Source organism: Planococcus sp. ANT_H30, assembly GCF_008369335.1.
GTDB lineage: Bacteria > Bacillota > Bacilli > Bacillales_A > Planococcaceae > Planococcus > Planococcus kocurii.
Map to the genome: position 1 here is coordinate 681,569 of NZ_VOBJ01000001.1, position 20,319 is coordinate 701,887.

General features: G+C 43.7%; 18 protein-coding genes. 4 read left to right on the forward strand and 14 right to left on the reverse strand.

The window, feature by feature from the left end:
- Nucleotides 1-95: 95 nt before the first annotated feature.
- The 7 genes from FQ085_RS03280 to FQ085_RS03310 all read right to left on the reverse strand — a co-directional run bounded on the left by FQ085_RS03280 (nt 96) and on the right by FQ085_RS03310 (nt 6,826).
- On the reverse strand, nt 96-1,256 hold the full coding sequence (locus FQ085_RS03280) for a DegT/DnrJ/EryC1/StrS family aminotransferase (protein WP_149455926.1): 1,161 nt from the start codon (nt 1,254-1,256) through the stop codon (nt 96-98).
- Entirely contained in the window at nt 1,249-1,980 is a 732-nt protein-coding gene (locus tag FQ085_RS03285; protein WP_188074705.1) for a GNAT family N-acetyltransferase, read from the reverse strand. Before FQ085_RS03285 ends, FQ085_RS03280 begins: the two co-directional genes overlap by 8 nt.
- Before the next feature lie 4 nt (nt 1,981-1,984).
- Nucleotides 1,985-2,581, reverse strand: a complete 597-nt coding sequence (locus FQ085_RS03290; RefSeq protein ID WP_149455928.1) for a sugar transferase — start codon at nt 2,579-2,581, stop codon at nt 1,985-1,987.
- Between the two features lie 38 nt (nt 2,582-2,619).
- Entirely contained in the window at nt 2,620-4,455 is a 1,836-nt protein-coding gene (locus tag FQ085_RS03295) for a polysaccharide biosynthesis protein (protein ID WP_149455929.1), read from the reverse strand.
- Nucleotides 4,456-4,581: 126 nt separating this feature from the next.
- Complete coding sequence (locus FQ085_RS03300) at nt 4,582-5,349, reverse strand: tyrosine-protein phosphatase (RefSeq protein WP_058384536.1); 768 nt, start codon at nt 5,347-5,349, stop codon at nt 4,582-4,584.
- A 49-nt stretch (nt 5,350-5,398) separates the two neighbouring features.
- A complete protein-coding gene (locus tag FQ085_RS03305) occupies nt 5,399-6,100 on the reverse strand; it encodes a CpsD/CapB family tyrosine-protein kinase (RefSeq protein ID WP_058384535.1) in 702 nt (233 codons plus the stop codon).
- A gap of 3 nt (nt 6,101-6,103) precedes the next feature.
- Nucleotides 6,104-6,826 carry a YveK family protein gene (locus FQ085_RS03310; protein ID WP_149455930.1) on the reverse strand — a complete coding sequence of 241 codons (723 nt, stop codon included), beginning with the start codon at nt 6,824-6,826 and terminating at the stop codon, nt 6,104-6,106.
- Nucleotides 6,827-7,007: 181 nt separating this feature from the next.
- On the opposite strand from FQ085_RS03310, the gene FQ085_RS03315 reads away from it, so the two are divergent.
- Entirely contained in the window at nt 7,008-7,793 is a 786-nt protein-coding gene (locus FQ085_RS03315) for an SGNH/GDSL hydrolase family protein (RefSeq protein ID WP_149455931.1), read from the forward strand.
- A 14-nt stretch (nt 7,794-7,807) separates the two neighbouring features.
- A complete protein-coding gene (gene tagU, locus FQ085_RS03320; RefSeq protein WP_149455932.1) occupies nt 7,808-8,731 on the forward strand; it encodes a polyisoprenyl-teichoic acid--peptidoglycan teichoic acid transferase TagU in 924 nt (307 codons plus the stop codon).
- Nucleotides 8,732-9,525: 794 nt separating this feature from the next.
- Here tagU and FQ085_RS03325 read toward each other — a convergent pair.
- The 7 genes from FQ085_RS03325 to FQ085_RS03355 all read right to left on the reverse strand — a co-directional run bounded on the left by FQ085_RS03325 (nt 9,526) and on the right by FQ085_RS03355 (nt 16,584).
- Nucleotides 9,526-9,768, reverse strand: a complete 243-nt coding sequence (locus FQ085_RS03325; protein ID WP_058384531.1) for a hypothetical protein — start codon at nt 9,766-9,768, stop codon at nt 9,526-9,528.
- 195 nt (nt 9,769-9,963) lie between these two features.
- A complete protein-coding gene (locus FQ085_RS03330) occupies nt 9,964-11,124 on the reverse strand; it encodes a glycosyltransferase (protein ID WP_149455933.1) in 1,161 nt (386 codons plus the stop codon).
- A 121-nt stretch (nt 11,125-11,245) separates the two neighbouring features.
- The gene (locus tag FQ085_RS03335) at nt 11,246-12,088 is read right to left on the reverse strand and encodes a GDP-mannose 4,6-dehydratase (RefSeq protein WP_262499745.1); all 843 of its coding nucleotides are present in this window, start codon (nt 12,086-12,088) and stop codon (nt 11,246-11,248) included.
- A gap of 1,156 nt (nt 12,089-13,244) precedes the next feature.
- Complete coding sequence (locus FQ085_RS03340; RefSeq protein WP_237150117.1) at nt 13,245-13,589, reverse strand: EamA family transporter; 345 nt, start codon at nt 13,587-13,589, stop codon at nt 13,245-13,247.
- Nucleotides 13,576-13,914, reverse strand: a complete 339-nt coding sequence (locus FQ085_RS03345) for an EamA family transporter (protein WP_237150116.1) — start codon at nt 13,912-13,914, stop codon at nt 13,576-13,578. Before FQ085_RS03345 ends, FQ085_RS03340 begins: the two co-directional genes overlap by 14 nt.
- Nucleotides 13,907-15,646, reverse strand: a complete 1,740-nt coding sequence (locus tag FQ085_RS03350) for a DUF6020 family protein (protein WP_149455934.1) — start codon at nt 15,644-15,646, stop codon at nt 13,907-13,909. Before FQ085_RS03350 ends, FQ085_RS03345 begins: the two co-directional genes overlap by 8 nt.
- The gene (locus tag FQ085_RS03355; protein WP_058384526.1) at nt 15,643-16,584 is read right to left on the reverse strand and encodes a glycosyltransferase family 2 protein; all 942 of its coding nucleotides are present in this window, start codon (nt 16,582-16,584) and stop codon (nt 15,643-15,645) included. The genes FQ085_RS03350 and FQ085_RS03355 overlap by 4 nt, the downstream gene beginning before the upstream one ends.
- A 1,191-nt stretch (nt 16,585-17,775) precedes the next feature.
- Here FQ085_RS03355 and FQ085_RS03360 point away from each other — a divergent pair.
- Both FQ085_RS03360 and FQ085_RS03365 read left to right on the forward strand, forming a co-directional pair.
- Nucleotides 17,776-19,218 (forward strand): MBOAT family O-acyltransferase, encoded by a 1,443-nt coding sequence (locus tag FQ085_RS03360; protein WP_149455935.1) that lies wholly within the window; start codon nt 17,776-17,778, stop codon nt 19,216-19,218.
- 11 nt (nt 19,219-19,229) lie between these two features.
- The gene (locus FQ085_RS03365; RefSeq protein ID WP_149455936.1) at nt 19,230-20,273 is read left to right on the forward strand and encodes a hypothetical protein; all 1,044 of its coding nucleotides are present in this window, start codon (nt 19,230-19,232) and stop codon (nt 20,271-20,273) included.
- The last annotated feature ends 46 nt before the right edge of the window (nt 20,274-20,319 follow it).

Consider the following 20,319-nt stretch of genomic DNA (forward strand, 5'->3'; position numbering starts at 1 on the left):
ACCTCTTCCTTACAGTAAATTATCTTTAAAATTGATAAAATAATATTTATATAAGAGTAAAAGAACTTTCATTCTGTATATAAATCAACTTGATTTTAGTAAACTTTCGAACTCTTTAATATAGACTTAATATGTTTAGTAATATACCTTACATCGTTTTTATTAAGAGTAGAATAAAGAGGGAGTGATAAGATTTCGCTAAACCATCCTTCGGTTTCACTTAAATTCGCATTTTTTTTGTAAGAACTATATGCTGTCATCATATGAACTGGAATAAAGTGTACACTAGTTCCAATATTATTTTCCGCTAAATACTCTATTAGCTGATCTCTAGTAAGGGGGAAATCTTCAGTTACTCTAATAATAAATAAATGCCATGCATGCTTAGATGTGTGATTATTAACTTTTTGTAACTCTAAACCTTTAATCTCAGAAAGCTCTTCAATATAAATTTTAGCAAGTTCTTCACGTTTATATTGCATTTCATCTAATCGATCTAATTGTGTCAAACCAAGTGCCGCTTGTAGATCAAACATATTATATTTAAAACCGGGCTCTTCGATATCATACATCCAAGATCCCCCTTTAGCATAACGATTCCAAGCATTTTTGCTCATACCATGAGTTATCAAAACACGAGCACGGTCTGCGATTTCTTTGTTATCTGTAACCAACATTCCACCTTCACCAGTAGCAAGGTTTTTAGTGGCATAAAAACTATAAGAAACTGCTCCTTGAGGTTTGTAGCCAATTCTTTTACCTTTATATTCGGTATAGATTGCATGAGCAGCATCTTCTGATATGAAAAGATTATATTTATCTGCAATTTTATATATCGTATCCAAATCACAAGCCTGTCCTGCATAGTGTACTGGAACGATAGCTTTTGTTTTATCTGTAACTTTTTCTTCAATTTTATTCACGTCTATCAATCCAGTATCCGCATCGATGTCTACAAATACTGGAGTAGCTCCAACATGCAGAATTGTGTTAACTGATGCAGCAAAAGTCATGGAAGTTGTGATTACTTCATCTCCTGGACCAACGCCAGCAGCTATTAAAGCTATGTGTAACGCTGCAGTACACGAATTCATTGCTACCGCATATTTAGCTCCAACGTATTCTGCGAATTTCTCTTCAAACTCAATTGTTTTAGGACCTTTTGCCAGCCATCCCGATTCTAATGTATCTACAACTTCTTTAATTTCAGCGTCAGTTATGTCTGGAAGACAGTACGGAATAAATTTCTCAGTCATTTAAAAGTTCCTTTCTTGGCCAAAAATGATAAATTGATGATTTAGAGCTTAAACTAAATCCTTTTTTCATATAAAAATTGATTGCTTGTAGATTATCGATTTGAGTTCCAACTTTAATTTTATGTATATTATTATTTCCAGCAAAATATACTAGTGAATCTAGCAGCTTTGTACCTATACCTTTTCCTTGAGCTGTTTTATCTAGGGAAATTAGTTCAATAGTTAAAGCATCCGACTTATTAAAAGAAAATAGAAGATATCCGAGTATTTCTTCGTTCACTTCTGCGACAATAAAGTATTTTTCTTTTTTACTAAAAGAATTATTTATCCAATTAGAATATAGTTGCTTGCTTAGTTGTATATTAAGGAAGGGGTCGTTATAAAAGCGAGAAAAGTTAAAGGAGTTTTCGGCAATCTTTATTAAATCGATATTTTTTTTATAGGTATCCATAGCATCAAAATAATTTTCACCTTTTTTATGCTGAACATTCATTTCAAATTGAACGTTCGTATCTACTATGAATGCGTTAGTATATTTTCCAATCAAAAAATTATTTAGAGGCTGATTGTTAATATTATTGATTGTAATGAATTCGTAAGCTTCCGCTAGTCTAATGATTTCTTTAATATCGTGTAGTTCTATTTCTTCATTTATTACAACTTTCCCTGACTTAACTCCGAAGTATTCAGTATCCCAAGGCAAATCAATAAAATCATATTTCATATCATTAAGCCTCATTTGCATTAAAGACATTTCTTCTAAAGAGGACTGTTTGGATCGTTTTAAGAAAAATTCTTAAGTCGAACAAAAACCGTACGTTTTTCGCATAATAAACATCATTCTTTTTTCTTTCAGACCATTCAATTGAATTTCTAAAATAAGCTTGATTGTATCCAGTTACTCCCGGCAATACAGACAACTTTTCTTTTTCAGGCTCAGTATACTGAAAAATGTGTTCCGGCAAATCCGGTCGTGGACCAATAATACTCATGTTCCCAATAAGAACATTAATTAATTGAGGAAGTTCATCAATACTAGTTTTTCTAAAGAATTTCCCTGAATTCAGAAGGCGTGGATCTTGGTCGGAATTAAAGGTAGAACCATCATCATTTCTGAGATCAGGGGCATTAACCTTCATCGTTCTGAATTTATACATTTTATAAGTACTCTCATTTTTACCTAATCGATTTGCTGAATAAAATACAGGACCTCGGTCTTCTATTTTAATAACTAACCCAACAATTACTATAATAATTAACAAAAATGGTAGAAATAACAAAGCAGTTATGAAATCTAATGCTCTTTTAATTATATTTTTATACATAACAACACGTTCCATTCATTTGAGTTATTTATGAAAAGTTACATAGTTCCTACTTTAATCTTCGGTATCTCAACATTCTTCCGATTAGCCAAAGTAACAAGTACATCCTTAACCTCATCATTCCGCATCTCCGGCAACTTCTCTAAAAGATAAGTCAACTCACCCTCACTAACCGGATTCGCTTTCCCAATATAAATCTTCGGGAACACTTGCTCTGTCTGAATCTCGTTATCATTCAACAATTCCTCAAACAATTTCTCTCCCGGACGAATCCCAGAAAAGTTAATGCCAATTTCGCCTTCTGCGTAACCCGACAAGCGGATTAAGTTTTGTGCCAGATCGACAATTTTCACCGGTTCGCCCATATCGAGGACAAACACTTCGCCACCTTCAGCGAGTGTTCCCGCTTGAATCACTAAACGCGATGCTTCTGGAATGGTCATGAAATAACGGGTCATGCGTGGGTCGGTTACGGTTACGGGACCGCCTGCTGCGATTTGTTTTTTAAACAGTGGAATGACCGAGCCGCGAGAACCGAGCACATTACCAAAGCGTACAGCCGCAAATTTCGTATCACTACGTTTTGCTAAGTTTTGCACAATCATTTCGGCAAAACGTTTCGTTGCGCCCATGACGTTCGGTGGGTTGACGGCTTTGTCCGTTGACACCATGACGAAATTACCAACGCCGCTCATGTGTGCGGCTTCTGCGACGTTTTTCGTGCCGTACACATTGTTTTTAACTGCTTCCATCGGATTGCTTTCCATCAGCGGGACGTGTTTATGCGCCGCTGCGTGGTATACCACATCCGGTTTGTATGTATTCATAATGTCTAAAATGCGTTCGCGGTCTTGAACGTCCGCGATAATCGGTATGATTTCTGTGTCCGGTGCTACGGTTTGACGCAGCTCCATGTCGATCAAGTAAATGGAATTTTCGCCGTGTCCGAGTAGCAGGAGTTTCTTTGGTCCGAAACGTGCGATTTGACGAGAAATTTCCGAACCGATCGAACCACCCGCGCCTGTGACTAAAATGGTTTTACTCGTTAGTTGACTGGCGATTTTATCCATGTCCAGTTTGACTTCGTCGCGACCTAACAAGTCTTCAATTTTCACGTCTTGAATATCGGTTACCGATACTTTACCGGTCATGATGTCTTCAATGAGTGGAATGGTTTGTGTGCGGACACCTGAGTCCATGCACGTCTTGATCAGCTCGGCTGTTTCTTGTTTGCCGAGTGACGGGATCGCGATAATGATGATGTCAATTTTGTTGTCTAACGCGATGTCGGCAATGTTTTGGGTCGTGCCGTGCACAACGCGGACGCCGTAAATATCCAGGCCTTGTTTGTTTTTGTCGTCATCTACGTACAACACTGGCAGTAAGCCGTTTTCAGGATTGGCCAGTAATTGACGGGATACTAAGCTGCCTGCTTTTCCGGCACCGACGATTAAGGTGCGTTTTAAGTCTGCTGTTTTCGGGTTCATCGTATTGTCTCGAAACAAGCGCCAAGACAACCGCGATCCGCCGATTAACAACAAATGCAGCATCCACGTAATGAGTAAGGCACGGAATAATACATCGCCTCTGTAAACAAATTGGACGAGGCCAATGACTACGATGGACCACGTGACCGCTTTGAAAATCGATGTTAACTCACCGATGGATGCGTATTCCCATACTTTCCGGTACAAGCCGTAATACATCGCCAGGGCGTGATGCGCGATAAAAATCGTTAACGCGCTGGCGAGCAAAAATTGATTTTGTAACACATCGTTATATGGATAAAGCACATAATAACCGACAAAAATAGAGAAAAAGACAATAATCGAGTCAACGATTAGTAACAACGAAACACGGTTTTTCAGTGACATGAGGGTCATTCCTTTCATCATCCAGTACTTTCTACTTAACTGGGTAAAAATCTTCCCTCATTCTAACATACGTTTAAATGGAAATGATAGGATTTTTCAAACAAAATAATACTTTTTTGTTATTTATCAAGTAAATAGTTTCCACCATTTGCCTTTAGAGATGTCTTCAGGCTCTAATACATGGAAATGTTCGTCCAATAGAATGCGTTCATTGTTTTCTAGGAAAATATCCACCATGTCGTGCTGGTTCTTTTTCTCCAAATAATCGAGGCCTTCGTTAAAGAGGAATGGCCGTTTGTCCAGGCTGTGAACATCGGAGCCGTAAACGTGGATCAAATTGGCGTCGATCAAGCTCATCGCCGTGCGTTGAATGGCTTTACCAAAGCTGCCTGCAACAGAACCTGCCGTCACTTGTGCCATCGCCCCGTGAAGCAAGAGCTTTTTCAAGCGCTCTGGTTTTTCGATGATGCCTTGGTTGCGTTCGGCATGGGCAATAATCGGTACGTAGTTTTTCATGATTAACTGTTGAATAATGGGCACCGTGTACGCCGGAATACCAGAAGACGGCAACTCCAACAACACGTAGCGTGATCCCGCTAGTGTTAAGGCTTCTTTTGCAGCTAGTTTTTCAGGAAGTTTTTCACCAAGTCGGCATTCTTGTCCACTGTAAATGGTAATTGGCAATTGCTGTTCGGCAATCCAGCTATTGACCCCCTCTAATTGCTTGTTTAAAGCCGCGAGATTGGTCGTGAAATTCGGATGAAAAGCATGCGGCGTTGCAATAATGCCGGTAAGTTGCTCTTCTACCGCTTTTTCCAGCAGTCGTTTTGTTTGTTCCATTGTCTCTGCCCCGTCGTCAAGTCCAGGCAGGATATGGGCGTGCGTGTCGATCATTGGTGTTTCCTCCTTTAGTGCTTTAAAAAAAGTAAAAAGGGAGTCCTTTTTACTCTTTTGTCCCATAGTATTGGTAATAATAATTGTCTTTTGGCAGCGCGAAATTGTTCAATACGGCACCAATCAATCGACTATTCGAAGATTCAATCGCTTCTTTGGCTTTGACCGCCATGTCTTTTTCGGTATTGCCTGAACTGACGACAAGAATCGTCCCTTCACATTTGTTCGCCAAAATTTGTCCATCGGTTACGGACAACACAGGCGGTGCATCGAAAATGATCAAGTCGTACCGGTTTTTGAGTTGGTCGATTAAAGTAGTCATGGATCTTGACGCTAATAGCTCTGCTGGGTTTGGGGGAATCGGACCACATGTCATCAAGTCGAGGTGTTCAACCGCTGTTGGACGAATCACTTCATCAATGGTATTTTGACGCGTTAACACACTGGATAAACCAATTGTGTTCCCCATCCGGAATGTATAATGCGTCGTTGGTTTTCGCATATCGCCGTCAACGATCAATACTTTTTTGCCTTCTTGTGCAAACACAACTGCTAAGTTTGCAGCCGTCGTTGACTTTCCTTCAGAAGGCGCCGCTGACGTGATGACTAGTGTATGAACTTCTGCGTCTGGTGACGAAAAGTTGATGTTGGTGCGCAGTGTACGGAATTGCTCTGCTACAAAAGAGCGTGGTGTTGTAAATGCGATGAGTTTACGTGCAGTTTCCTGCAGAACTTTTTTCTTTCTTGCCATCGTCTATCCCGCCCTTCTTTTCGATGTTGTCGGTTGCTCTAGTTTTGCATCTTCTTTGATTGGTGAAATCACACCGAGTAATGGAACGCCTAGAATGTCTTCGATGTCTTGCTCTGTTTTAATCGTCGTATCCAAATACTCCAGTAAGAATGCGATACCGACACCGAGCATTAAGCCAATGACAGCGGCAATCGCCATATTCAGCATCGGGTTTGGTGCGACAGGTGATGGATTTTCTTTTAATACGGCTGGTGACAAAATTGACACGTTGTCAACGTTCATCAACTCTTTGATCTCGCCTTCAAACACTTTTGCAGTGGTGTTGGCAATATCAACGGCCAGTGCCGGGTCTTCGTCTTGTACGGTGACGTTGACGACTTGCGAGTTTTCCGCAGTCGCAACTGTGATTTTGCTGTTTAACTGTTCAACCGACATATCAAGACCTAGTTGACTGGATACTTCATCTAAGATGGCCGGACTTTTGATGATGACGGAATATGTATTGATTAATTGAAGGTCTGTTTGGATGTTTTGGTTGGTCAGTTGGGAAGCTTCAGTTGCTTCTTGGTTAACCAAGATTTGTGTGGAAGTCTCATACATCGGAGTTAACACTAGGAACGATACAACCCCTGCGATCGTAATGGCTAAAATGGTTAACAACGCTATTAATCCAGCCCGTTTTTTTAGTGTTTTAAACAGGTCTTGTAAGCTAATGGTTTCTTCCATGTCGTAATTATCTCCTTTAAATTTCAAATTCTTATCATAATTGTTCAATAAACAACATAAAATAGTATAACATAGGAGAGTGTAGAAAGAACTTCCAATTTCAAAAAGTTTAATAGGCTATTAGAATGATTTATGCTATGTTTATTGATACGTATTGGTGATTGTTGAAAGGAGTATTTAGATGAAATGGTATAAAATCGCAGCTGTGTTAGCTGTTATTATTTGTGTGATTGCGCTAGTTTTTAGCTACTTAACGTGGCAGGAGAAACTAGATAACGTGTTGGTGAAACCAGAAAGAGTAGAGGCTGAGGCTGGTGATCAACAGAAAGACAAAGAAGAGCCGGATAAAAGCGTCGATTCTGTGAACATCGAACGATTGACTGCCAATATGGACGAACAGTTACAGCAACTTTTTACTACCCGAAATGACAATGGGGATGACTTAAAACTACTCGTCGCTGGGTCTGCAGCGCTGGAGTCTGGTGAACCGGGTTACGCAGAGCGACTCGCTGTTTCGTTAGAAGAGGCGTATGGGGAATTTATCGATGTGGCGGTTACTTCTATGGAAGGAACTTCTGAAGCACTTGCCTCGGTGGATCTTTCGGCAGGTTATGACGTCGTACTTCTTGAGCCCATGACTTTGATGAATAACGACCGCGTCGCCATTGAACAAGAACGCGAACACATTCGAGCGTTTGATGCGCGACTTGCGAATGAGGTAGACGATGCCGCCATCGTACTCCACCCTTCTCAACCGATTTTTGGTGCGGGTTATTATTTGGCGCAGATTACAGCGTTAAGTGAATTTGCTGAAACAAATGGCTATGCTTATATCGACCACTGGTCTGCATGGCCAGATACGGACGATGTTGGTCTAAAAGACTATTTAACGCAAGACGGGTTACCCAATGACAAAGGCGCTGCATTATGGGCACAAGAACTGGAAGCGTATTTTATCGCTAACTAAAGGAGATTCGTTTGATGGGCAGAAGAGAAAAAAAAAACAAGAAGAAAAAATGGCCATGGGTATTCGGCATACTCGGTGTCATTGTAATCGGTCTCGGCATTTATTTGTTTACGGTTTATACGAGTTTTACGAACACCTTAGAAGAAATTCATGAACCGATCGAACGCGAAGCATCCGATAAGCGCACGACGGACCAAGAAGTTGTGCTGAGTGATCAAGATCCGTTTTCGGTGTTGTTGCTCGGTGTTGATGAACGCGAAGATGATCGTGGGCGTTCGGATACGATGGTCGTTATGACCATTAACCCCGCAGACCAATCAACGAAAATGGTTTCGATTCCGCGTGATACGTATACCGAAATTGTTGGACGCGGCACGACCGATAAGGTTAACCACGCCTATGCGTTTGGTGGCATTGAAATGTCGATGGCGACGGTTGAGAATTTATTGGATATTCCGATTGACTATGTGATGCAAGTGAACATGGAAGGTTTCCAAGATATTGTCGATGCGGTCGGCGGTGTGGAAGTGAACAACACGCTAGCGTTTGATGAGTTTGCTAAAGGGACGATTGCACTTAATGGCGAAGAGGCTTTGGGGTATGTGCGCATGCGTAAGCAAGATCCTGAAGGTGATTTTGGTCGTCAGAATCGTCAAAAGCAAGTGATTCAAGGGATTATGAAAAAAGGGGCTTCGGTGAATAGTTTGTTGAATTACCAGGATATTTTCACGGCGCTTGGTGATAATGTGCGGACGAATATGACGTTTGATGAGATGATGGATGTGCAGTCGAATTACCGCGATGCGATCGGTACGGTTGATCAGTTGATGGTGGAGGATGGCACGGGCGAGACGATTAATGGGATTTGGTATTATGTTATGGATGATGCGGAGCTTGCGGAGATTCAGTCGACGTTGAAGGCGCATTTGAATATGTAAGGTTGGTGAGCGTGGTCCTGTTGTGGGATTGCGCTTTTTTTGTTATTGGGAATTGTGTAGGTTATAAGCTGATGAGGGTTGTTGTGGGGGATTTCAACGAACATACTTTTTGGTGGGGGTAGTGGGTGTGGGTTCTGATGTCGCTTGGCGGCGGTGGTGCACGCGCCGGCGCTTTTATCGTGTTTTGGGTGAGTAGAGATATTTGGTGAGGTTTTAGAAGTCGCCTTCGGGCGCTTTGGGCTTGGCTCCCGCAATAAGCCAAGAAGTGCACTTGTCTTATTGCTTCGCCTAGCCCCTGTCGCGCCTCGGCTGGTGTTGGGGGAGACTCAGCGAACTTACTTTTTTGGGGTGGGTAGTGGGTGTGAAGTTCTGGTGTCGCTTGGCGGCGGTGGTGCACGCGCCGGCGCTTTTATCGTGAGGCTGGTTTCATGTTCACTTGGGGCTAGACACAAATGTTCTCCAATTTGTGTCTGGACCGTTGTCGTCCCTGGGTCGGACTCAAATGTTCCTTAATTTGTGGCCGACCCAGGGACGTGCTCCCAAGCCAAGGTTCTACACAACATTTTCAAAAGAGAGTACTTGTAGTTTTTGTGGGGTTTTAGAAGACGCTTTCGATCGCTTTGGGTAGAGCAAAAACGGTTGCTCCTTCTATCCGTGTTTACTACTTTCGAACCCCGGGTGTTTGCTATTCCTATCTATTCTTTTTACTTTTATACACGACTTTCACGAAAAATGTTACCTTCTCCCTTCCAACAAAACCCCGCTCTTGAAATGCAAGGGCGGGGTTTTGTGGATTATGTTATTGGTTGGTCTGGTGTCTCGATTGAATTGTTTGGTTTTTCGGATTCGCCGAACTTGAGTTTCTTCAAATCGTAATGCTGCACGAAATGGAGAAAGGCTTGCCTTGGCATTCCAAGTTGCTTTGCACTCACTGATGGCCCAAGGTCTTCGTTGACGTAAAGGTCTTTTATGACTTCTACTAATGCTTTGTTGTGGCGTTTCTCCACTTTTTCCTTATAAGACTCGTAGTCCACCATAAGTCCTTCATCTCACTTCCCACTTTTTTTATAGGTCCTATATACTTCTCTCTCTCTAATATTACCATTATAAAGGCTTTGTATAGATATTACTAGTCAAAATGACACATTAACTATTGTGACATTTTGATAAACAAGTATCTACAGAGACGAAAATATGTCCTTTTTAATTTGTTAGTCAAAATGCCTATTTTTCTAATGTAAGCGGAAAGAGAATTTTGGGGCTTCTGCTTCTTTGATGAATTTTTCCATGACGTGGTTGCTTTCAAATTCGTTGGCTTTTAAGCGGCCATATTTGGAGATTTGGTCATAATGCGCTTCACTCGACAGCAACTTTTCGATTTGCTCTTGGACGCTGTACAGTTCGCTGTCTGCTGAGAACGAATCGCCGCTTTCGTATGGCGGCAGTTGGTGGAGAAAGCCCTGTGTCAATCCGAACGGATCATTGATCTTGGTAGTGATTCCCGGAATGCCGCAACCTGCTGCTTCGATTAGTGAAACCCCCATCCCGATAAAGCAAAACGTGTTTGGCAGTCCGCGCCTCTTGTCATCGCAAGTAAACTTGCCGTGCATGAAAATGTGTTCACGCGCCGCGGAGTTGTTGATTTTATTGCGTAAGCTGTCTTCTCCTGGACCGTCTCCGTAAATGTGGTAGGTGAATTCCGGGTCGATTTGGATCAGCTTTTCCATAATCTCGATCATGTAGTAATTATAAGTGCGAAAGTCAGCGAGTTGACCGAAAGAAACGATGCGACGCGAATGGAAGTTGCCTAAGGTTTTCGTTGGCGCACAAAAATCCAGAGGCAGTGGGAAAATGGCGTTTTCTAACGGTTCGCCAATTACTTGTTCGGTTTTTTCTTTGACAGACGGATTCATAAACAGCAGTTTTTGATAGTACTTGGGATCGATTAGTTTGAGTGTTTTGACCGTTCCGTGCAGCCCTTTTGGTGCATAGCTGTTCGGGTTGTAAACACCCGACATGCGCTTACTGGCCGGCAACAGATAGGATAACAAAAACGACATGGGCCCAAACGAATACACCAAATCGAATTTCTGTTCTAAGCGCCTGCTCAGCATTTTTGTGACGAGCCACAAGTTCACCGAAGGATCACTTGCGTCTTCATCGACCACGATTGTGACGCCTTCAATCGCTTCGAGTTCGTGCAGTAAAGGGCCACCGTTACTAAATAGAAACAACGTCACTTTGTAGTCATTCGCGCTGAGCCACTTAACCATGCGGACGACAAGCATTTCCACACCACCCGGCTTCATGTTTTTATGAATCAGTGCAATCGATTTGATCGGACGTTCCGGCTTTTCAAAATCAAACAAACGGGCATTGCTGAATGTACTCATAAATTCACCTCATCTACTAGTCTGTTTTCTATTAGTTGTTCAGAAATAACTTGTTTTATGCTTATGTGTAAGTCCTGCTTGAATGCTGCGCGAATTCTGAAAGGTGCATGTTAGCGTCTGGTTAGTCAAGAGCACAGCCACTGTTGGGTTGTCTGTTGCCTCGGGTATTTCCCGGGAAATGATCCTCTAGTAACGAGGGGATATTCCAAGTAAATTCGTTGTTCCCTAAATGCGCATTCAAACCCATTTCATAGCGCTCACCTGTTTCTCCTAAACGAAAAACCGTGTCGATTGCCTCGCATAGATCACGAACAAACAGCCTACCTCGCAGTTCAGCTGTGGATTCTTCTAAGGGGGCGAGTTTACTTTCTACTGAATGCTGAAAGTAGCTCCCAGTCAGTTTGTCCTCTTGCTGCATAGGTGCAAAAACTTCTGGACTGGCAGTAGTGACGATATTCAAACCGTACTGCTCATGAAAATTTCGGATCATGACGTCGGCTTTTTCTTTGCTTTCGCTATATAAAGTTTCTTGTTTCGTATCTGCCAGTGACAAGTGATGAAAACGGGACGCCGCGTAGTTGGGGTTAGGTTGATGAGCACCTAGCATCCACGCACTTTGTGCAGCATACAAAAGGTTCATCGTTCCGAAAACATTGGTTTGTTCATAAAGCCGAATTTCCCCGACACAGTCCATGCTGCGCGTTTCTGCTGCGAAATGAAGGATGTCCGTTATGTTATAAAGCTCAAACAAGTGATTGATGGCATGCGCATTGCGGATATCCACGCGGTGATAGGCATAGCGCGCTGTATGTTTTGAGAGAGTTTCTATGCAGCCAGCTTGTGTATTGTAATCGATATTAACGATTTGGTAATCTGGGTATTTGTTTAAATAATAATGGATGATATGGGAGCCGATAAATCCGTGGCCACCTGTCACAAGTAGGGTCTTCGTATTCACTGCCATTCACCTCTCCTACTCAATTACTGAAATCAGGTCTCACCTAAGCAATTAAGCCTAACCAACCCTTCTTTCGTACCAGTTATACTTCCAATGTTATGACATCCGTGTTAAAAGTAGGTTAAAAGATATTATTTTCTAAATATTTAATCATTATACAACGGAATTAGATACTTTGCATCATTAAACGAAAAAATAGTTAGTCTATAGACATGTTTAAATTTTAATTAGTCAGGAATATTTATTAAAATGGAATTTATTTGATGTATTTTTCCTTTAAAACGAGATTGATTAGAATGATGTATTGCTTTTTGGTTCTTGTAGACTATCTTTAAAACCGAGGATTTGTTGGAGAAATTGTATTTTCGTGTGGTCAGGTGTCAAAAAAATACTATTGGCATTGGTTAAAAGTGTTATATATGGGAAGCGCCTTATTGCTCTGGATGCACGAATGCAATGTTCAGCACCTTACAAAAACTACTTGCACTCTTTTTTGAAAGTGTTGTGCAGACCCTTGGCTTGGGAGCATGTGAACATGAAACCATCCTCACGATAAAAGCGCCGGCGCGTGCACCATCGCCGCCAAGCGACTCCAGAACCCCACATCCACTACCCAACCCAAAAAAGTAAGTTTGCTAAGTCTCCCCCTACACCCAGCCGAGACGCGACAAGGGCTAGGCGAAGCAATAAGACAAGTGCACTTCTTGGCTTAGTGCGGGAGCCAAGCCCAAAGCGCTCGAAGGCGACTCCTAGAACGCCTCAAAAACTCCTCCACCAATTCCGAATCTGAACACAAAAAGCACTGGCGCGTGCACCACCGCCGCCAAGCGAGTCCAGAATTCCACACCCACTACCCCACCCCAAAAAGTAAGTTCGCTAAGTCTACCCCAACACCCAGCCGAGGCGCGACAAGGGCTAGGCGTAGCACGAAGACGAGTGCTCTTCTCGGCTTGGTGCGGAAGCCAATGAGGGACCAGGCATTCCTGGGACCTCATTTGCGACGAGCTTGCGCAGGAGCAATCGTCTTTGCTCTACCCAAAGCGCTCGAAGGCGACTTCCAGAACCCCTAGAAAACTATAAGCACTCGCTCCCACCCCCCTCCTAAACACAAAAAAGCTGCAGAAAACTCGGCAATGCCAAGTCTTTCTGCAGCTTTTATTTCTTAACTGACAAGCACGAATGCCCCCGTCACAATGAGCAACACACCTAGAATTTTGCGTTTGCCGATGTGTTCTTTTAAGAGGAAATAAGAAATCAGCATCGTCCAAATGTACGTGATCGCCGTCAACGGGAACACAATGGTATACGGCAAGAACTTCAACGCCACAATGTTCAAAATGGCGCTGACGCCGTAGAGGAAAACCCCAAACAGCAAGCGCAGCATAAATGCTTTGCGCTCCATGTTGATATTGAACGACGACGCTTTTTTTAGGAAAAAGCCGCCAAATGCACCGACCCACGTCATGACGACTAACAACAAGACCAATAACAGATTAATCGCTGTCACCCCCTATGACGATAACCCCGATCAAAATGAGCAAAGTGCCCATCGAGATATTAAACGTGATGGCTTCGTCTAAAAACAACGTTCCGTAAAAAATGGCGATGACGTAACCGAGACTGAGTAATGGATGCAGCACGGACAATTTACCAAAACGGAATGCCGCGGTCATGAGCACAGCGCCCATGCCGTACAAGACGAAACCGCCGAGCATGTGCACGTCCAGTATCGCGTCAGACAGTTTCCATAGCAATTGACCCGTTGCTGTGGAAATGGCGGCAAAGATCATCAACAAGATGCCGATGGGAGCCGTTTTTTCGGGTTTATTCACGCAGAGACCCACCCTTGTCGTCGAAATTGAGCAAGCTGATTAGCAAGGCGGCGTAGAAAAAGAGCGACGCATTGAACAAATAACGGAAATCTTGAGCGGGCATGGTTGCCATGACGGCCGCTGTGTTTAAGGCGATTGGCAACAAGATCAACCAAATGCGCCAATTGTTGCGTAAATACGCAACATACAGGAACAAGGTGATGAAGAACAAGTACACCGCCGGGCGCCACAAGAATTCTTCTGCTTCTGTGTCGACTTTCAAATACAATTGCGCGCTATAGGTCACTTTTGGGTAAATGACTTGATTGAGCAGATTGAATTCATTGCCATAATAGATGTTGGTGACAAAGCGGTTCATGTGCCCGTCTTCTTCGAGTCGCATCTGCCACACCAAGGACGTTTCGTCGAGAAAGGCTTCGACGGCAAGTCCTGGATTTTGAAGGACCAGCTGCGCCCAGTGCTTGGCGTATTGCGCCGGATCGTCGTAAATGACCCAACGATCGTATTCGCCCCATGAAAATTTGATCGGGTCCACGCTAGACGGGTTGTATTTCTCAGGCCACAGTTCGAGCGGCATAAGGCGATTGATGTATTCGCGCTGCTCTTCGGTCATGTCGCCATTTTTGGTGACGATGTTGGCGATTTGCTGCGTTGGGATGCTGAGCGCTTCTTGCGGATCGGAATCGACCACGTCAAGTGCGGTATACACGGGACCGGTAATGACTTGGTGAATGATGATGATGCCAAGTGTCATCGGCAGCAATTGCTTCCACATGCGGCGGTACATAATGAGTGCCGCGATCATGGTGATGACGAATACCGGAAACCCGTTATGGCGGAAAAACACCAACATAAACGAGCCTAACAGGAATAACAAAACGAACGAAACTTTTTTCGTTTCCAGTCCTTTTGTTTTCACGAGCAGTAAAATTAATAAAGAAAAGAACAACAACGACGTGCTGTATAAGACGTCTTTCCAAATAATGATCGACATGATGGAATTGACGGGCACAATCGCCGCGACAATTAGCACCGCCCAAAGAATCCAGGTGTTGACTTTAAAGCGTTTCATTAGATAACCCATATAGCCCATCGTCAGTGCCAACGCAACAATTTGGAACAACGCAATGATGCCGGGGCTATCCCAGATTTTTCGTAAGAACATAATGAGCCATGTGAACATGACGGGATGCCAGTTGGTAAATTCTTTCGTTTCGGACTGCTCCCATTGCGATAACGAATCGGGCGTCATGGCCGCGGGATAAAAGGCGATAAACATGACCAGTGACGCACCGAGCATCGGCAACATGTAAAGCAGCACATAAAACGGCGATACTTTTTGTTCACCTGCTGGCGTTTGAATGCTGAGCAAGAGCTTGATGATGGACAGCACGACGAGTGCAATCGTTAAAAACAAACCGAGATAAACAGCGGTTTTAACGAGCCAGTGGTTGTCGGCTAAGTATTGCTGGTCGCCAAGTAAGCTGAGTCCTGCTAACACGGTGAACAGCGGCATGAAAATAGCTAAGCTGATTTTTTTAGCGCGCGTCCACCCGTTGACTGTGTGCACGAACGACCGACTGTATACGAGTAAGCCGAACAGCACGAGCGTGACAAAAACAATGAGTAAAGGATGTGCATTCCGGATTGGCTGGAAGTAAAAAATGGCAGTAAAAGCAAGGAAAAGTGCTGCAACAAAAGATGCAGCACCTAGTAGGTACGTTTTTTTCATAAAGTTTTCTCGCTTTTGATGCGGTCGCTAATTCGAATTAATTCGAGTTCGTATTGCTTGCGATGCGTGCCCGCTACGGTGTCGAGGATGAGGCCACAAGCAAATGCCAACATAGACAACAGCATTAAGCCGACTGCTAAAATCGCGGACGGTACGCGCGTCACAAAGTCAGTTTGAACGTACTCGACGATTACAGGAATTCCCGCAGCTAGTCCCAAGATGAAGAACAAGGCAGCCCAGCACGAGAAGAATAGTAACGGCTTGTAGTCTTTGAATAAGGTGAAAATCATTCGCAGTACTTTGATGCCGTCTTGTACGGTATTCAGTTTTGATTCGCTGCCTTCTGGACGGTCGCGGTAATCGATGGCCACTTCTTTGATCAAGAAGTTGTTGTCCAGTGCGTGAATGCTCATTTCGGTTTCGATTTCAAAACCCGGGCTTGTGACTGGCAGTGATTTGACGAACAAGCGGTCAAATGCACGATAGCCTGTCATGATGTCGGTGATGTTGCTTTTGTATAAGCCGTTGATCAAGTTTTTGACAAGTGTGTTGCCGAAGCCATGGAATTTTCGTTTGTTTTCATTGAAATACGTCCCATTGGATAACCGGTCGCCGATGACGAGGTTGGCTTCTCCATCAATGACGGGCTTGATGATGTTGTGGACGAATTCGGCCGGGTATGTATCGTCGCCATCTGCCATGACGTAAACGTCTGCATCGATTTCTCGGAACATGGAACGCACGACGTTGCCTTTTCCTTGGCGAGGTTCTTGGCGAACGACTGCACCGTGGGCTAGCGCGACTTCTGTGGTTTTGTCTTTCGAGTTGTTGTCATAGACGTATATTGTCGATTCTGGAAGTTCTCTTTTAAAGTCATCTATCACTTTGCCGATGGTCATTTCTTCGTTGTAGCAAGGCAGTAATACTGCAATTTTCATAGACATTTTCTCCTTTTGATTTTAAACATTAACTAAGCTATCATATCATGATTCCCAGATTTAGTGAAATGGCTTTCTGTTTTGGGGTTATGTGGGAGTTTTTTGAATGTTGAGTTTTGGTGGAGTTCTTTTTGTGGGGTTCTGGAAGTCGCCTGCGGGCGCTTGGGCATGGCTCTCGCACAAAGCCGAGAAGTACACTCGTCTTTGTGCTTCGCCTAGCCCTTGACGCGCCTTGGCTGGGTGTTGTGGGAATACTTCATGAGCCTACTGGTATTGGGTTGGGAGTGAGCGTCGGGTTCTGGTGTCGCTTGACGGCGGTGAGGCACGCGCCGACGCTGGGTGTTTTTTTGTTGGAGTTCGTTTTGTGGGGTTCTGGACTTCGCCTTCGAGCGCTTGGGCATGGCTTTCGCACAAAGCCGAGAAGTGCACTCGTCTTTGTGCTTCGCCTAGCCCTTGACGCGCCTTGGCTGGGTGTTGTGGGATAGAATCAGCGAACTTATTTTGTTTGGGTTAGGTAGTGGGTGTGGAGTTCTTGAGTCGCTTGGCGGCGGTGGTGCACGCGCCGGCGCTGGGTGTTTTTTTGTTGGAGTTCGTTTTGTGGAGTTGTGGACTTCGCCTGCGGACGCTTTGGGTAGAGCAAAGATGATTGCTCCTGCGCAAGCTCGTCGCAAATGAGGTCCCAGGAACACCTGGTCCCTCATTGGCTCTCGCACAAAGCCGAGAAGTGCACTCGTCTTCGTGCTTCGCCTAGCCCTTGGCGCGCCTTGGCTGGGTGTTGTGGGATAGACTCAGCGAACTTATTTTGTTTGGGTTAGGTAGTGGGTGTGGAGTTCTTGAGTCGCTTGGCGGCGGTGGTGCACGCGCCGGCGCTGGGTGTGGAGATGGTTTTGTTTTTTTGAGATTCGTTACATCTGTTTTTTGATGATATTTTCTTGTGTTGGGTAGTACAAATGTGGTAATTCGTGCCAGGCACCCAAACAATTTCATGACAATAGATTTTTCTCACGTTATAATAGATGGGTTATGAAACTTTACTTGGTTGCTGCGGAATGATGATCGCGTTTCTGTTGGGCTGGGTGAGGTTTGGCGAAGAGGTTGTTCGAGGTTTTTGCTTCTCGCTTTTTTGAAAGTTTTTTTACGTTTTGAGCGTACTTTAAGCGATTAATTCTAGTATTGTGAAGGTGTCTGGACATGATTTTCAATTCTTTTGAGTTTATCTTTTTGTTTTTGCCGATTGTTTGGATTTTGTATTATGTTCTTGGGCGCATCCATATTCCGTTTGCGAAGACTTGGTTGCTGGTTGCTTCTTTGTTTTTCTATGGCTATTGGAATCCTGCTTATTTGCCGCTGATTTTGATTTCGATGCTGCTCAATTATGCGATTGGGGCTTTTCTTGGGCGTGATCGGGGTGGCGTTTACCGGAGAGGCATTTTAACTGCCGGAATTTTGTTTAATGTGTTGCTGCTCGGTTATTATAAGTATTACGACTTTTTTGTTGAAAACATCAATGTGGTTTTTGGTGAAGATTTGGTTTTGAAGAATATTTTGTTGCCACTGGCGATTAGTTTTTATACGTTCCAGCAAATTGCGTATTTGGTGGATTCGTACCGGTTGGAAACGAAAGAATATAATTTTTTGAATTACGGGTTGTTTGTGTCGTTTTTCCCGCAATTGATCGCGGGACCGATTGTTCATCACCGGCAAGTGATGTCTCAGTTTTCGTCTAAGGATTCTTACCGCATTGTTTATGAGAATATTTCCAAAGGCTTGCTGATTTTTGCGATTGGGCTTTTTAAGAAAGTGGCGATTGCGGATCAGTTTGCGGAATGGGCCAATCAAGGCTATGGCAATGTCGGTTCGCTGACTTTTGTGGATAGTTGGTTCACGACGTTGTCTTATACGCTGCAATTGTATTTCGATTTTAGTGGGTACTCGGATATGGCGATTGGGCTGGCGTTGTTGTTTAACATTCGCTTGCCGCTGAATTTCAATTCGCCTTATAAAGCATTGGATATTCAAGATTTCTGGAGACGCTGGCACATTACTTTGTCTCATTTCTTGACGACGTATATTTACATTCCACTTGGGGGCAACCGAAAAGGGCCTGCCCGCACGTATTTACATATCCTGATTATTTTCTTTATTAGTGGGATTTGGCACGGTGCTGGATGGACGTTTCTGATTTGGGGGGCGCTGCACGGCTTTGCCAGTGTCATTTGCCGTTGGTGGAAAGGCACCGGTCACCGTATGAATAACGTGTCCGCTTGGATTGTGACGTTCTTGTTTGTCCATCTTGCTTGGGTCTTTTTCCGTGCTTTGACCTTGGCTGATGCGTTGACGGTTTTAAAGGCGATGTTCGGATTTAACGGCTTTTACTTGCCGAGTGGATTGGCTTCGCTCTTGCCATCGATTGATGAAAATTGGCTGCTGAAGCTGCCGTTTTCTGCGTCTTCTATCGAAGTTGCGTTAACTTTAGCGATTGGGTTGGCGCTGGCGTTCTTTGCGAAAAATTCTGTTGAAATTATGGAGCAAAAGCAACGCAATGCCGGTATGGCTGTTTTTATTGCTGTTCTGCTTTTCTATAGCGTCATGCAGCTGCAACAAGTTAGTGAATTTTTGTACTTTAACTTTTAGGAGATGATCCCATGAACGATAAAAAATTTAGCTTTGCCGTCATGGCGATTTTCGCCTCACTGACGTTTGCTGTTGCTGCTTTTAACTTTTGGATAGATCCTTTGTGGCATTATGGTCATGCGCATGGGTTGAACGATGTGCAAATTGTCGCGGACGAGCGGGAACAAAAAACCGCGCAACAGCTTTATGACCCGACAGATGCCGATACGTTGTTGCTTGGCAGTAGCCGTAGCACGTATGTTCAGCCGTCAGGGTTCGAAAAATGGACCGTTTATAATTACGCCGTTGCCAATTTATCGATGCGCGAATATTATACGATGTTGCTTTATGCCTTTGATCAACATCCGGATTATGAGCGGGTTTTGATTGGTGTCGATTTTTTCAAATCGAGTGAAGAACAGGCAAAAGATGCTCGTGCAATTACGGGCTATGAAACAAAAGTGCACGAGCCTTTTTACCGAGCAAAAAATTTGCTGTCCTTTGACACATTCGGTTTTGCGGTTGATAACTTAAAATTATCGGCAGCGGACGACATTACGGCGGACCGTTTGTACAATCGACAAGGCGATGCGTTTGCGAAAAAGCTGACGGCAGAAGAAACCAAACGCGACACGGCAGCTAAAATTACGCGTTTTGAAAATACGTTTTACGGCGATCATTATGTTTATTATTCGCGCTACAAAGAAATCATGCAAAAAGTTCACGATACGCACCCAGAAGCTGAAAAAATTGTCTACACGACACCGATTTCAACAGAGTTGTTCAAGTCGATGGTCGGAACCGGCTTACTGGACGAATACGAAATGTGGCTCCGTGACTTGGTCGCTGTATACGGTGGTGTCTGGAATTTCATGTACCCCAATGATGTAACGAACGACATTTTGAATTACTACGACGGCCACCATTTTTATCCAGAAATCGGCAAACTGATTTCCGAGCGTTTGGAACAAGGTGAACATGCCGAGGTGCCCGAAGATTTTGGTGTGTGGGTGACGGAAGATAATATCGAAGAGCATTTGGCGATGGTTCGAAAGTTAGCGGCCGAGCTAGAATGAGTTTGGGTGCCAGGCACCCAAACAACTCCCAAACAATTCAAAAAAG

Excerpts from the sequence above, each read along its gene's own strand:
- FQ085_RS03350 (WP_149455934.1), bottom strand. The coding sequence starts at position 15,646 with ATGAAAAAAACGTACCTACTAGGTGCTGCATCTTTTGTTGCAGCACTT.
- FQ085_RS03365 (WP_149455936.1), top strand. The coding sequence starts at position 19,230 with ATGAACGATAAAAAATTTAGCTTTGCCGTCATGGCGATTTTCGCCTCA.
- FQ085_RS03305 (WP_058384535.1), bottom strand. The coding sequence starts at position 6,100 with ATGGCAAGAAAGAAAAAAGTTCTGCAGGAAACTGCACGTAAACTCATC.
- FQ085_RS03330 (WP_149455933.1), bottom strand. The coding sequence starts at position 11,124 with ATGAGTACATTCAGCAATGCCCGTTTGTTTGATTTTGAAAAGCCGGAA.
- tagU (WP_149455932.1), top strand. The coding sequence starts at position 7,808 with ATGGGCAGAAGAGAAAAAAAAAACAAGAAGAAAAAATGGCCATGGGTA.
- FQ085_RS03280 (WP_149455926.1), bottom strand. The coding sequence starts at position 1,256 with ATGACTGAGAAATTTATTCCGTACTGTCTTCCAGACATAACTGACGCT.
- FQ085_RS03290 (WP_149455928.1), bottom strand. The coding sequence starts at position 2,581 with ATGTATAAAAATATAATTAAAAGAGCATTAGATTTCATAACTGCTTTG.
- FQ085_RS03355 (WP_058384526.1), bottom strand. The coding sequence starts at position 16,584 with ATGAAAATTGCAGTATTACTGCCTTGCTACAACGAAGAAATGACCATC.
- FQ085_RS03360 (WP_149455935.1), top strand. The coding sequence starts at position 17,776 with ATGATTTTCAATTCTTTTGAGTTTATCTTTTTGTTTTTGCCGATTGTT.
- FQ085_RS03310 (WP_149455930.1), bottom strand. The coding sequence starts at position 6,826 with ATGGAAGAAACCATTAGCTTACAAGACCTGTTTAAAACACTAAAAAAA.
- FQ085_RS03335 (WP_262499745.1), bottom strand. The coding sequence starts at position 12,088 with ATGGCAGTGAATACGAAGACCCTACTTGTGACAGGTGGCCACGGATTT.
- FQ085_RS03300 (WP_058384536.1), bottom strand. The coding sequence starts at position 5,349 with ATGATCGACACGCACGCCCATATCCTGCCTGGACTTGACGACGGGGCA.
- FQ085_RS03315 (WP_149455931.1), top strand. The coding sequence starts at position 7,008 with ATGAAATGGTATAAAATCGCAGCTGTGTTAGCTGTTATTATTTGTGTG.
- FQ085_RS03295 (WP_149455929.1), bottom strand. The coding sequence starts at position 4,455 with ATGTCACTGAAAAACCGTGTTTCGTTGTTACTAATCGTTGACTCGATT.
- FQ085_RS03285 (WP_188074705.1), bottom strand. The coding sequence starts at position 1,980 with ATGAAATATGATTTTATTGATTTGCCTTGGGATACTGAATACTTCGGA.
- FQ085_RS03325 (WP_058384531.1), bottom strand. The coding sequence starts at position 9,768 with ATGGTGGACTACGAGTCTTATAAGGAAAAAGTGGAGAAACGCCACAAC.